Source organism: Paraburkholderia terricola (assembly GCF_900142195.1).
Taxonomy (GTDB): Bacteria; Pseudomonadota; Gammaproteobacteria; order Burkholderiales; family Burkholderiaceae; genus Paraburkholderia; species Paraburkholderia terricola.
Window position 1 is genome coordinate 40242 of record NZ_FRAB01000017.1, and the last position, 13360, is coordinate 53601.

The window sequence follows — 13360 nt, forward strand, 5'->3', positions numbered from 1 at the left end:
GTCCGCTCCGGGTCGAACGCGGGCGGACAGGAAATTGCTGAGCGTAGACGATGGCGTAGGTCGTCGCTCAACCTATTATCTGGCGGGCAGCAGGTGCTGCTGCATCACGGGCGAATGGGTAGCAGATGATCCGGCGGCTGGCGTGATAGTAGGTGCAGGCATGTTCGGATACAAAGTTGCTTTGGCGCACGAGTTTATCAGTGCGCTGCTTCATCGAGCTGCCGATCTTCCGTTCTCGGCCCATTTACTGCCATTTGTTCGTCGTGGATCGGCCGGGTGAACGTCAGCTTCTGCCGAGCTACCTGACGGTCGCACCTTGACAAGGTAACCCCATCGTTGGCCGAAGATAATGTGGTGGGTCCCGAGCAAGCCGACGCTGTTGACAAGGTCGGGCTTGCAACTCGATACCCGGGCATTTTGGTAAGACCCTTGGCGCATTGCGACCGACCTGGTGACGTAGACTACGAAGCACGGACTCAACCGGCGCGACACCGAACACGGATGACCTATTTGAGCAACCTTGACGACCAAGCCCGCGCTGAACTGCTCTGCTACCTGGTGGTGGGGCAGCTGGTCGCGCGAGCGCGCACAAGCGGTTGGATGCGAACCGTTCATGTTGAGGAGTTGCTGAGCATCTGGCTAAACGGCAACGGAGCCCGAGCCGACTGGATGGACTGCGTTCACCTCCGCGCCCTATCGGAAAAGGTGGCACTGGGTTTTGCCGGGTTCCCCATGTTTGCAGATTCGTATTTTCTCGCGCAACTGTTCACCGATGGCTGGCGGTTGGACTACCGGTCACCAGTTGTCTGCAAGATCTATGCAGCCTGCGAAGACGAGTTGCAGCCGAGCTAGGCCTATTTAATCGCAGCCGCGCTGCCTCAACAAACCCCACAAAGCGAACCGCATGGACGCCATTCGAGGTTCAGGGGCGATTCTGTGCTGACTCTCGGGATTTCAAAGAACCGAAGCGACGTTTGAGGCGGCATAGCGGTTGCTGAAAAAAGGGAGCCCCACTGGGCTCTCGCTATGTCTATCATCCTGATTGTTGACGATGACCCCGATTCGCTGTGGCTTCTCCAGGTTGCCTTGGAGGGGCGGGGCCATCACGTTGTGCCCGCGGGCGATGGGCAATCGGCGCTGGAGATGGCAGGTCATTGCCTTCCTGATGTAATTGTCACCGACTGGAACATGCCGCGCATGGACGGGGACGTCTTATGTGAGCGGCTGAAGTGTTATCCGGCACTGGCCCTGATTCCGATCGTCATGACGTCGGCACGGTCGCCGCCGTTGGATAGAGCTGGACTATGGAATCTTTTTCTCCGCAAGCCCGTCGATATCGAAACGCTCGCTGCGACCGTCGATTCTCTCGTGACCAAGCGGCTGGGAAATAACTCGATTCGGTCGCATTGCGGGGCCGCGCCGCAATGCAGGTGGCCCGCGGAAGCTGTCAAGTACTGGGCCTAGCACCGCCGCGCTTGAGGCCGCGCGAACCGACTATTTCAGCGATTTCTGGCGTCACTCGAACGTGTCTACACCTTGGGACCGGTCATTCACCACGCTTGGCCCGAAGGGCCGAGATGGGTCGCGTGCCGTCGGCCGCCCGAGGCCTTCGAGGGGGCGACGTATGCCAATTCATAAGACGGGAATCGGCCATTTGCGGACGTTGGCTGAAGGTACCAGGATTTTGCATCGCTTCCCAGGTTTACTACGATGGCACAATTACTACACTTGTAAGGGCCGCGGATATCAGGTGGGCGGCCTTCTCAATTAGTTGCACGCTTTACACGCTGTCGGAAAGAGCAGCTAGAAGCTGCAGACATTGGTTGTGCGGCGTGCTTGTCTCGTTGGTCCATCAAACAGGAGGATCCAATCATGCAAACTGTTATAAGGAGATATTCCGGAAAGGGTGCAAAGGAGTTATTCGATCTGTTGGAGAAGCGAACGGCTGACGTCGAAGAACTGCTGCGTTCGGTCAAAGGCTTTGTCGGCTACACCCTCGCACGCAGCGGCGATGGCGGATTCTCGGTGACTGTTTGCCAGGACAGGGCCGGCATCGATGAAAGCGTGCAGAAGGCGAAGGACTGGATCGCCAAAAACGCCGGAAACACGGGCGCGGCCGCGCCGGAAATATCGGAGGGAACAGTCCTCATTCACCTGAAGTAACTTCGCCTTGCGACTGGCAGCGCGTGAGTTCAGCGGGCGGATTGGGACGTATGTATCCGGCCTCGTCGGCTGCTCCTCACGCACACTTCTTGCCAGGTTCGTCCAGACCGGCCTTGTACGTTGATCAGGAAGATCCCACAGAGCGGATTGGGAATTCGGCGATCTCGTAACGGGCTGCTGATGGCTTGTCTTGAACCCGGCAGCGCTCTCCGGGAACGAGCAATACCACGCCGCTCGCCGGTTCAACGTACGGCAATCCGTTTTCTTCTTCATCGAGCGGCGAGTCGCGGACAAGCCGCGCACGCGACTCATGTCAAACGTTGAACGGCTGCTCCGGAGAGGATTGACTGGCCGGAGTGGGTCGACAGCGGGCGGACAGGAAATTGATGAGCGTGGGCTATGGCGTAGGCCGTCGCGCAAAGGCTTATCTGGCGCGGAGGAGGTACTGCTGCATCATCGGCATATGCTACCAGTCGCAGCCTGGATGATAGAGAGGGCGGCCGAACGCGTCCTGACGCAGACTTCGCTCGATCGCCGCGAGTTATGCGAGCGCCAGAAATCGACCCATCTCAGCCGTTCAATTAGACGCAATTGAAACGACCGCTGTAGAGGCAAAGCAGCCGATCAGCCGTCAGCATTGGCTCTGATACAGACGACTGCATGTGGCCGCACACGCTTCTACCGCGCCGCTCACGGTGACTGCCCCGCCGCTGTGAGGCAACTGCGACAGCAGCGGGGGAGACAGCCGAATTACTTACCAGCGGTAACCGACGCCAGCGCCTGCTCCAACCGAGCCGTGACCCGAAACAGCGGTCGTGATCGAGCCTTTGACCATCCACTTTTGCGTCGCGACCGAGAGACCCACTGCCATAGCCGACTGACCGCCGTAATTGCCTGCGCCAAGCGCGACAACCTTTTCACCCGGCAGGACAGCCTGCGGCAAGTTCGCCATCGCGATAGCGCTCGCCGTGCCAGCAGCAGCATCCTTGCGATTTTTCGACATTTCATCGCGCACCGAACCGATGGCGCCGTCCAACTGGCGCTTGTTCACAGCATCAGTCGGAGCCGTACCATCTGCAACGTTGGTAATTTGACGCTCAGCACCCGGCGCACCGACCGAAACCGTGTTGTCCCGATCCGCAACTGAATTTGCACCCAGGGCAACCGAATTGTTCGCGGTAACTTGAGAATTTGCGCCAATTGCAGTTCCGTTCGTGCCCGTGACGTTCGAACCATCACCGATTGCAGTTCCATTCGTGCCTGTGACCCTGGAGCTCGTGCCAATGGCAGTTGCACGTGCAGCCGTAACAGTCGTGTTGGTGCCGATTGCCGTACCGTCCTGGCCCGAAACATTCGAACCGTTACCGACAGCGGTTCCGTTGGGAACGGACACGACCGAATTTGTGCCAACTGCCGTACCTGTTGGATCGGCCACCGTGCCATTCGACACGGTTGTCGAAATCGTGTTGACGGTGGTTGTGAGTGACGTGAGGTTATTCGACAGTGCCGCAACCTGCGAAGCGATCGAGAAAAGCTGGGAGCCGTTCACGGCGTCGGTGCTGGTGGCGCTGATCTGCCCTGCAGCCACATTCTGCAACTGATGTTCCTGGCCGACCGTGCCGATACTCACGACACCAGTCGGCGTTGCGCCCGCGAAGCCACCGAATGTCACGCCGTTCAACGTGACGCTGCTCACGTTCGTTGCTGCACGCGTGACGGCGCCGGAACCGAGTGCCGTCGATTCGTTAGTGGAAGCCACCGCGGCATTGCCGATCGCGATTGCGTTGTTGCCCGTAGCCTGTGTCACAGCGCCGAGTGCAACCGAACCCGCTACTGCTGCATTCGCACCCACGCCCATGGCCACGGCGCCATTGCCTTGCGCTACGGCGGAATTTCCGAGAGCGACGGCTTCGCCATTCAGTGCCTGGGCACCCGGGCCGATTGCGATAGGTGAAGCCGGCGTCGTTGACGTTGCAGTCGCGTTTTGTCCAATCGCTAGGGCCGAGCTGAACGTCGCTCCACCGTTGGCGACCGCCCCGGCCCCTTCTGCCATCGCGCCATTGCCCGTTGCGGAACTGCCGTTACCAATCGCCGTGGTGTTCGTGCCGTTCGCGACCGCAGCCGCACCTAGTGCTGTCGCCCCAGCTCCGATCGCTTGGGACGAACCGCCGAACGCCACTGCGTTGTTGCCGTTCGCAATGGATGTGGCACCAACTGCAGTCGCGTTAGTGCCGGTTGCTGTGACGGTGTCGCCAACTGCTGTCGCTTTTCCGCCGTTGGCAGATGTATTTATACCGAACGCCTCGTTTTGACCCGTACTATCCGTCCCGGCGGTTGCGGGGAGTGTTCCGCCTGAGCTGGCGGGAGGCGACGTTGCAGCGCCCCCGACCGTTGCTGTTATCCCGCCGCTCTCGCCGCCGACGGCAAGGTTATCTGCGTATGCCTGCCCAACGGGTAGCAGCATCAATGCCGTCAATACCGCCAGCGACACCTTTGATTTCAGCGGCGTACCGCCCTGTCCCATTTCCGCTTGCCTCGGCTCTCCCTGCACACCGCGCTGCGTCTCGGCTGTCGCTACCAGCGTCCCAAGTCGACGATTCCAAACCAGCTTATATCGGCTGCTGTTCATTGCGTTTTCCTTTCTCAGTTAACTGATCGACAAAAAATATTCATGTTTGGTCTCCGTCATATGCATCACCCACTTATTGGGAAAGCTAATTAACGACTTTATTTTTTTGCACGGGCATGCTCATTAAGCATCACTAACGACTGTGTTCTCGGTGCAACAGGCAAGCAACGTCGCTGCGACGACTTGATCGTCGCAGGCACAGTGGCTCAGTGCTAACTAGGATTACGGCAGTTGGGTAGGAAACTTTATGTAAGTTTTTTCTGAAACCTGTGTGCGGAAATCCTTCTAAAAGTCGAACTCAAAGGGTTGCACGCACCAGAAATTCGGCTCCCGCCCAGTGGGTTTCGGGTTGGTGCTGCCAGCGACAAGGTAAGGCAATGTAAGTTCCCGCAATTCGTCGCCGAGACTCTCTCATAGGCGAATTAAATTGTCTACATAAACCCATAAAGAGCCGGGTGGCCTTGCGATATTTAACAATTACGCAACCGCAAAACGCATATTTCGTCGTCAGCAACGATATCCTGGCATTAACCATATGTCGCCAGCATGACGATGACTTGTAACCGGCTCTAAGTTCGGAACCCGCGTTGAGAGAGCGGATTGATGCTTGACGAGATGCCGAATTGCCTCGACAAAATTCCGAATACGGCAATCGCCGAGCGTTCCTCCGGACGTTCTGCGTTGTCTTCCGTCGTCCTGCGCAGGAACGCTCAGACGGGAACCGGTCGTTGGCAGCTGAAATCGGTTCGCTTGTCGTGCATTCCGAGGGTAGATGGGCGAGGTGAAGAACCATTCGGGGAACGTTCGCACCGACGAGCGCGCCGGCGATCAGCATTTATGCGCACGACAGCCATAAATGCTCGGAAGGCCATTGATCCGCGGATTGGCCCACGCTCCGACGCGCGCGGATCTTCGCAGATGACCGATGTTTGCGCAGTACAGACAGTCGAATATCGTAGTCGCCACGATGGCCAACGACAGGAGCTGCCCGGTCGCTGCCCGTCGCCCGAATGAGTGATCGCAATCCGCAGCAGGGGGGCAGCGGTGCCATAGCGGTGCCATTCTTGCGATCTCTGAGGCCAGTCGATTGATCTGGAAGGACATTTTGGCGGAGTCGATCGGATCAAGTATTCGACGGCGCTGCCGGTGCGCCGTCTCGGGCAAATGCCCGACTGATCTCATCAGTCCGCCGGGCGCGACTCCTGATCTCGTTGCGAAACAGATCGGACGGTCTTGGAATGCAAACCGCTGCAGAGGTTTGCTTGACCAGAGAGGTATGTCGTGTCCGAATCGCGTGCGAGGTATTGGGAACAATTTTGTGGATTCCGCCGTTGTTCACAACGTCGATATTCCATCTCCAGTCTTCATAGCCGATGTTGTTCTTGAGGTCGGTTCCGGTGTTGGGAACAGCCCTCAAAAACTGCCTGGACGTGAAGACCAACGAAGTCCATGCGTTCGTGTATGCGAGATGAGCCAGATGGAAACTGGGGTCCTCCATATCCACGTGCAAGAAAATATGGGGCGTTACGCCAAAGTAGACATTGACCTCCGGGTGCCACGCGACGTTTCGCGGGTCGGCTTCGGCTGCTTTATAGGCCTCAAGTAGCCAGTTGGCCCCCCAAATGTCGTCCGCGTCGAGGAACCCGATCCATTTGCCTCTGGCTTCGTTTGCAGCGGTGTTGCGGGCATAGCCGGTATCGCCGTGCTGCACTGTCACTACTCTCAGGTCGGCGCGTTTGGCGGCGAACGATTCGAATACGTGCAGTGTCACCTCGGTCGGCCTATCGAGCACCGCGAGCATCTCTACTCGCAATCCCGATGCAGCGGCAATGTCAGCGCACCTGCTTAGACTGTTGAGCGAAGCGTTTGCCAAAAGGCCTTCAGAATGGCCGTTTATGACGGCTGTGATATCAAAATTGGTCATGACTTAATCGAGAAACGATGGAGACACAGACAAGGTCTTGCAAAAGTGGTCCCACGAGTGCTCTTGCCTGACCCAAGCCATCATTCGCCTGGCGCGCTGGCGGGCCTCATCGGGGGAACGGCGAATTTCGCGAAGCGCGTCCACGTAGGGAGCCGCGTCTTTATAGTCCTGGATCAACCAGCCGGTTTGCTCAGTGACAAGGTCGGGAATTCCGCCGACAGCGGACGCGACGACCGGTATGCCCATGCAAGCTACGTCAGCCAAGGTGAGCGGCAGGCCATCCCAGAGCGATGTGTACAGAAAGGCGTTGTACTCATCGACGGGTAATTCCGATGTAGCGGAAAACGGACCCTTGATGGTCAGGTTGGGCAGTACGTTTGCAAAGGTTCTGAGCTTCTTCAGATAGGCGTCGTCGCCGTAGCCATAGATGTCGAAATGAAAGTCTGTTGCCAGTTGGGCGATCTCTATCAGCAGATCCACGTTTTTCTGCATGCAAAAACGGCCGGCCCAGATAACCCGGTTGCCCCGTGGCGAACCGGTTTTGAATTTCCCGATAGACGCGTTGCCAATAGGTTGATGAAGCGTGATCATCCTGGCGCGCAGGCTCTCCGGTACGCCATAGTCGTCCGCGAGTTCATGCATGAAGCCGGCGTTGTCAAAATAGACTTTCGTGAGAAATGGCAAGCTGTCTCGGAAGTGTGTGTCCGCATACCCTGCCGCTCGGCCGTCGGCGGTGTAGTCCCGGCAAAACAGGCAGGCGTAGAGATTCGTCACTTTGCCAAGAGCGGCACCCTTCTGGACAATGCTGTCCCAGCACGCGCCGCTGTTGACGTTCAATACTGACTTCGGACGCAAAGCCAGGATTAACGACTCCACCATCTGAATCCTGTCTGACCGCGTTAGCGACGATCCAAATTCCGATAGGACACGAACATGTGCTCCGACCGGCAGCCAGTCGATCGACTCACTCCGGTCGTGATCTGTAAGCACGACGAGCGTCGAATCATTGCCATGTTGCTGAATGGCGGCCCGCACCGCGTTCGCCGCGGCCAGATCGGCGCCGCCGCGCACGAGCCACGGCACAAAGACGATGTGATCGAACGCGTGAGGCAGCGAATCGAAAAGCTTTTGCCATGCAACGATTCCCGGCCAGGACTGGCCGCCGTAATTGAAACCCAGCAGCGCGGGCTCGACCAAGGTAGCGTCAAGCAAGATCGTGCTCTCGAGTTCCCCGGCTTCCGCCACCATCTTTTCGATTTTGTCTAATATGCGCGGCTGCAGTCCGCATCGGCGACCCTCGGCCTTGCCGATCGTGATGTAGTGGACGAGCGGTTGCAAACCGCTCTGAGCCACGTCCCGGTAGGCCGATGCGTACCAATGGCCATCGAAGAGCCGGTGTGCGCGCCGGCCTTCGAAGCTTCCATGCCGGACGTAGTGATCAAGGGGATCAGGCAGGATCGCCAGATCGGGGTAGAGCTGAAGATACAGGTCACGGTCAAACAGCCCTGACTGAGCGATAATTTCCCTCGCCTTCTCGACGGATAAGACAGCCGCCGATCGCATGTGCGCCGAGTCCTTACTCATCGAACGGGCATGGAGCCGATAGTAGGCAAGTTCACGCGAATGAAACCTTGCGTTGAACCCGGCGGCAGCAATGCGGAGCCACATATCCCAATCACAGCATCCGCCCAATGATTGATCGAAGCCCCCGACCATGTTTAGTGCCGATGCTCGGACCATCACGCAGACCGGCGGGAAATATCCGCCCAATAGAAGCGACGGCAAAATATTCCCGCTTAACTGATCTCTCGCATGCTCGATCTTATGAGCGTCTGCGATTTCTCCTTCCTCGCCAACGCGAACGATGTCGCTATAAGCCATGCCTGCATCTGGCGTCGCGGCGAGAATATGCTTCAGATCCTCAAGCATCGTTGGCGCCAGCCAATCGTCGGCATCGAGAAACACGAAATACTCGCCGTTACTGACTGCGATTCCAGTATTGCGCGCCGTAGCCACACCGGCGTTGGTTTGCCGGATGAGCCTGATACGTGGGTCGTTCAGCGAGCGCATGAGGTCCGACGGATCTTCGTCGGAGCCATCGTCGACGACGACTACTTCGAATTCAGTGTGGGTTTGCCTGAGAACGCTTTCCACACTTTGACGAAGAAACCTTAATTGATTAAAAAAAGGTATTACCACCGAAATTAAAGGCATCGACGTTATCAAGTGAGTTGGACCTGTGAAACCAGTTGTTTCGAAAAGTGATCGAGCATTTTGCTCATGCCATCTCGCAAACCGGTAGTCGCGGTCCAGCCAAGCAACTGTTCAGCGCGCGATACTTCGAGGACGTTGACCGGAACATCGAAATATCTCGACGATTCATATTCAACACGGATCGGTCGCCCCAGAATGTCGCTGATCGTTTCGACGATTTGCTTCAGGGACGTTCCATGCCCCGATCCGATATTCAAAATGGGCTCGCTCGAGCCGAACGCGTCGGGATCGACTTTTATCGCCGCGGAAAATGCGCTCACCACATCGTCGATATAAAGATAATCGCGGACGATTGAACCGTCGCCCCAGATCCGGATTTCGTGTCCGGTCAACGCGCGCCAGGCGAAGATCGACGCCGCCCCAAGTTGTCCCTCGACATTTTGGCCGGGTCCATAAGGGTTGCTGATACGCAGGATGCGAGCATCGACACCGAATTGGCGGCGGTAAAGCATCGCGTAAACCTCCGCTGACACTTTCGAAGCGCCGTAGAGCCCCAGCGGCCTCAAGGGATGCGCTTCCGAAACCGGCGTTGTTTCTGGGGCGCCATAGACGGTGCCGCCCGACGAAACGAAAACCATTGGGAGGCCGGGGCGTCGCCGAAGTGCCTCCAGCAAACCCACCGTGCCCACGACGTTGGTTGTGACGTCGTCCAATGGCAGCCTGTCCGCTGTCTTGGGAACCGTTGACCAGGCGAGATGAAAGACGCCATCGACACCTTCCAGTGCGTCATGCCAAGCGTCGACTGACGCGCCAAGAGGGCATTGGACGTTGAACGCTCCCGGCACCATGCGCCTTACCGCACGACGAACGTCGTGCCCCTCCAGCCGAAGGCGGTCGACGAGCGCCCGACCAATGAAGCCGGAGGCGCCGGTCACCAGATAGGTTTTCTTTTTCAATTCGATGAGGATTGCCGAGTGCGAGCCGGATGACAAATCAAATAAAACTCGTCAGGGCGTGCACTCTAGCATGGGCATTTTCTGTGTTTTTTCGCAAAAGCCGGCTGAGGCTGATATTAAATGCCGGTTTATTACTGCGCGCGCAATAAATCGGGTTATGCTTACAAAGCACCAGAGTCTCTAGCGTGCAATTGAGGAATATTCTCAATGTATGAGGCGCAAATTCTCGGTCTGCGAGAACGAACTGCGAGCCGCTTCGGCTAGTAAGACAGGTGATTCACGCAAACTACGAGTTGCGGATGGGCGCCGCCTCGGTCGCAGCATGCGCTTGTCCGCCGGCTGCAAGCCGAGTGCAAGCTCGGTGGGCGTAGAATGCCGCCTTTCCCGACCTATCCGCGACAGCCTCGCGAACCGAGCCCGCCTCATGAACAAGCCACCGCGCAAGAAGAATCCGACCTTCGGCATTGCCGTTTTCATCGTGGTCGCGGTATTGCTCGTGATCGCCACGCTTTTCTATAACGCCATCACGGAAAAGCGCGATTTCGACAATCAGAATGCGACGGCGCCGTCGATTTCCTCCACGGCAGCCGCTGCGGCTACCGTCGCCAGGCCCGCGAGCGGGCAGGCGCAATAGGGCGGCACGGTTCATCGGTTCGACAACCACGCCCGAATCACCGGCGACCTGCCGCGCACGCTAAAAACCACGACGCCCTAACGCATTGGCGCGCGTGCGCGACCCGACCTCTCCCGAGGCTTGGCAGGTGCGCGACGTTCCTCCCCCGCGCGTCGCCGTGTCAGCCTTCCGGCAGGCGAATCACGCTCGCGTCCTTGCGAATCTGCGCCGACGCGCTCAGCATCTGTTTGCACTGGTGGGCGAGCAGTTTCATGTCATTTACGGCGTCCGCCGGATAGTCCGGGGACTTTTCGGTTTCGACCACCATCGCATCGAGCTCACGGTTCAACAGTTTGATCTGTTCGCCCTGGTCGGCGGGCAGCGCCGTGCCGGCCTCGGCTTCGGTCAGATTGTCGCGAACCACGCTCAGCGCGCGTTGCAGCGGCTGTAGCGAAACACCGTCGTTCTGCTGCGCCGAGGTGCGCAGCAAAGGCGCGACCACGGTGATCTGCGAGGCGAGCACGTGGCTACGCACCAGCAGGTCGTTCAATTCAGGGACGAACTTTTGCGCGGACTTCGGTTCGAGCATCATGCGCTGAAACGCCTGGCCCAGATTGGCGAAGGCCACATGCACGTTCTTGCGCGCGAGCCGGTAGCGATAGTCGCGATCGAGCGCCGTGGCAGCGGCTGCTGCGGCAGGGGAGGCGCCGGTCGCCGCCGGTTTGGCGGGCGCGCTGGCGACGGCGGCCGCACCGGCATGCGCAATCGCGTTGGCGTTCGTTTTCGCACCTGGTCCGCTGTTTGTTCCGCTGCCGGTACCGCTACTCACACCACCACTCGCTCCACGACTTGTTCCAACATCGACCCCGCCGTTGGCGGCGGCCAGCGCCGGTCTGGGGATGTCGATCGCCGGATCGGCCATTGCCGCGGCCGGCGCGCGCGCACCCGCCTCGGTCACGGTGGCGACCACGGCGGCGGCCGGCTTGCCGCTCCACCACCAGCTCGCTTCCAGATACTGCCGCGTGGCGCCGATCATGTTGTTGACGAGCTTGCCCATCAGCCGGTATTCCCAGTACGGGAACAGATGGCTCGCCGCGATGGCGATCGCGCATCCCACCACCGTATCGATCGCGCGTTCGCCGATGATGCGCATGCTGCCCGGCGCGAGCAGATGGAACATCAAGAGCACGTAGGAAGAGGTGAACACCACGCTAGCCGCATAGTTGAACAGCAGCAGGCTGTAGCTCATCACCATCGACGCGAACATCACCACCAGCAGGATGTGCGGTTCCTTGACGAAGATGATCAACGCAATGCTCGCCGTGCAGCCGATCAACGTACCGACGATCCGCTGCCCATTGCGCTGCTTGGTGAGCGAATAGCCCGGCTTCAGAATGATGACGGTGGTCATCACGATCCAGTACGCGTTGGTGAGCGGCAGCAGGCGGCCGAGCCAGAAGCCGACGGCGACCGCGATCGTCACCCGCAGCGCATGGCGGAAGCTCGGCGAGGCCATCGTCAGGTTCGAGAAGATCTGGCCGAACGGCACGCGGCGGCTCGAGACGAAGCGGCTGAGCGCCTGGTCGAGGCGCAATTCGGTTTCGGTCGCGCTCGGATCGCCCGACAGGCTCTTGCGCATCTTGTCGATCAGCCGCGTGGCGCTCCAGATGCGCCGGAACGTGGACGACACCGCCGAATACGCCTCGGGATTCTTCGCCGGCAGGTCCTGCTTGCGCATCAGTTCGATCTCGAACTCGATGGCGCGCAATTCCGCCTTCACGTTGACGCGCATGCGCGGCGCCTGATTTTGCAGCACCGCGAGCCCGATTTCCTCAAGATCCGCGGCCGCCTTGCGAATCAGGTCGCGGTAGAACACCAGCAGATCCGAGCCGCCGAACGTATTGCGCACCAATGGGTAATCCGTATGCGTGCCGACGAACAGTTCGTGAAGATCGACCGTATTGATGAACAGATTGAACAGCATGGCGCGGCGCGGCTCGAGCTTGCCGCTCTTGAGCCTGGGCAGGTTGCGCAGCACCATGTCGCGCGCGGCGTCCTGACGCTCCACCGCCGCGATCTGCTTGTCGACCAGATTCCGATAGCACTCGTCCAGATCGTTGTCCAGGTCGTAGAACGCGGCCCGCGCGAGCAGATAGTCGGCGCACGCGAACACGCTTTCGGCGAGCGCCTGCTGCTCGATGCGATGCATCATCCAGCGGCTCACGAAGGTCGACCAATACGTGTACCAGAGACCGCCCACCAGGATCCATGACGCGTTGACGAGCGCCTGGATCGGCGTGAAGCGCTCCTCCAGCGTCAGGATCATCATGAAGAGCGTGGCGAAGCTGATCTGCGGCCAGCGGTTGCCGTACACGACGATCAGCGAGAGCACGAAGGTGAGCGGCACCACCGTGCACCACAGCGCCACCGAATTGACCGTGGCGAGGCCCGTGGCGAGCGCGGCCAGGAAGCCGATCACCGAGCACGCCAGCATCTCGTTGTGTTTGTACTTGAGCGGGCCCGGCATATCGACCACGCAGGCACCGAGCGCGCCGGTCGCGATCGTGAAGCCGAGTTCGCGATTGTTGAACACGACGAGGCACAGTACCGCGGGTAAAGAGACGCCGACCGCGATGCGCAGACCGCCGTAAAAGTACTGGCTGTAAAGGAATTTTTTTATTTCAACCGAATAGCGCATCGACTGCCTGGATTCCATTCGCAGAGAAAACGGCGTTGCAGGGACAGACCCAAACCGCCGTCGAGTCTAACTGATTTTGCGCCCGATCTGACCTCGTCCATTCGGCCGGGTTCTGCGTTGGGAGCGCCTTTGTTATGCTGTCGCTTCACTTTCTGTCGCGGCC

General features: G+C 59.0%; 9 protein-coding genes. 4 read left to right on the top strand and 5 right to left on the bottom strand.

What is annotated here, in order from left to right:
* The first annotated feature begins 501 nt into the window (after positions 1-501).
* The 3 genes from BUE39_RS16725 to BUE39_RS16735 all read left to right on the top strand — a co-directional run bounded on the left by BUE39_RS16725 (position 502) and on the right by BUE39_RS16735 (position 2163).
* A complete protein-coding gene (locus BUE39_RS16725; protein WP_073429818.1) occupies positions 502-852 on the top strand; it encodes a hypothetical protein in 351 nt (116 codons plus the stop codon).
* 174 nt (positions 853-1026) lie between these two features.
* Positions 1027-1464, top strand: coding sequence for a response regulator (locus BUE39_RS16730; protein WP_073429819.1), 438 nt, complete (start codon positions 1027-1029; stop codon positions 1462-1464).
* A 408-nt stretch (positions 1465-1872) separates the two neighbouring features.
* Positions 1873-2163 carry a hypothetical protein gene (locus tag BUE39_RS16735; RefSeq protein WP_073429821.1) on the top strand — a complete coding sequence of 97 codons (291 nt, stop codon included), beginning with the start codon at positions 1873-1875 and terminating at the stop codon, positions 2161-2163.
* Between the two features lie 754 nt (positions 2164-2917).
* On the opposite strand, the gene BUE39_RS16740 is transcribed toward BUE39_RS16735, so the two are convergent.
* The 4 genes from BUE39_RS16740 to BUE39_RS16755 form a co-directional block, all read right to left on the bottom strand.
* Entirely contained in the window at positions 2918-4792 is a 1875-nt protein-coding gene (locus tag BUE39_RS16740) for a YadA family autotransporter adhesin (RefSeq protein WP_073429822.1), read from the bottom strand.
* A 1123-nt stretch (positions 4793-5915) separates the two neighbouring features.
* The gene (locus BUE39_RS16745; RefSeq protein ID WP_073429824.1) at positions 5916-6716 is read right to left on the bottom strand and encodes a glycosyltransferase family 2 protein; all 801 of its coding nucleotides are present in this window, start codon (positions 6714-6716) and stop codon (positions 5916-5918) included.
* 3 nt (positions 6717-6719) lie between these two features.
* Positions 6720-8930: a glycosyltransferase gene (locus BUE39_RS16750; protein ID WP_073429826.1), complete on the bottom strand. Its 2211-nt coding sequence runs from the start codon at positions 8928-8930 to the stop codon at positions 6720-6722.
* A gap of 8 nt (positions 8931-8938) precedes the next feature.
* Complete coding sequence (locus BUE39_RS16755) at positions 8939-9922, bottom strand: NAD-dependent epimerase/dehydratase family protein (protein WP_084561424.1); 984 nt, start codon at positions 9920-9922, stop codon at positions 8939-8941.
* A 388-nt stretch (positions 9923-10310) separates the two neighbouring features.
* Between BUE39_RS16755 and BUE39_RS16760 the strand changes: the two genes are divergently transcribed.
* On the top strand, positions 10311-10520 hold the full coding sequence (locus BUE39_RS16760) for a hypothetical protein (RefSeq protein WP_073429828.1): 210 nt from the start codon (positions 10311-10313) through the stop codon (positions 10518-10520).
* 160 nt (positions 10521-10680) lie between these two features.
* Here BUE39_RS16760 and BUE39_RS16765 read toward each other — a convergent pair whose 3' ends face one another.
* Complete coding sequence (locus tag BUE39_RS16765; protein WP_073429830.1) at positions 10681-13197, bottom strand: FUSC family protein; 2517 nt, start codon at positions 13195-13197, stop codon at positions 10681-10683.
* Positions 13198-13360 lie beyond the last annotated feature (163 nt).

Excerpts from the sequence above, each read along its gene's own strand:
- BUE39_RS16725 (WP_073429818.1), top strand. The coding sequence starts at position 502 with ATGACCTATTTGAGCAACCTTGACGACCAAGCCCGCGCTGAACTGCTC.
- BUE39_RS16730 (WP_073429819.1), top strand. The coding sequence starts at position 1,027 with ATGTCTATCATCCTGATTGTTGACGATGACCCCGATTCGCTGTGGCTT.
- BUE39_RS16735 (WP_073429821.1), top strand. The coding sequence starts at position 1,873 with ATGCAAACTGTTATAAGGAGATATTCCGGAAAGGGTGCAAAGGAGTTA.
- BUE39_RS16740 (WP_073429822.1), bottom strand. The coding sequence starts at position 4,792 with ATGAACAGCAGCCGATATAAGCTGGTTTGGAATCGTCGACTTGGGACG.
- BUE39_RS16745 (WP_073429824.1), bottom strand. The coding sequence starts at position 6,716 with ATGACCAATTTTGATATCACAGCCGTCATAAACGGCCATTCTGAAGGC.
- BUE39_RS16750 (WP_073429826.1), bottom strand. The coding sequence starts at position 8,930 with ATGCCTTTAATTTCGGTGGTAATACCTTTTTTTAATCAATTAAGGTTT.
- BUE39_RS16760 (WP_073429828.1), top strand. The coding sequence starts at position 10,311 with ATGAACAAGCCACCGCGCAAGAAGAATCCGACCTTCGGCATTGCCGTT.
- BUE39_RS16765 (WP_073429830.1), bottom strand. The coding sequence starts at position 13,197 with ATGCGCTATTCGGTTGAAATAAAAAAATTCCTTTACAGCCAGTACTTT.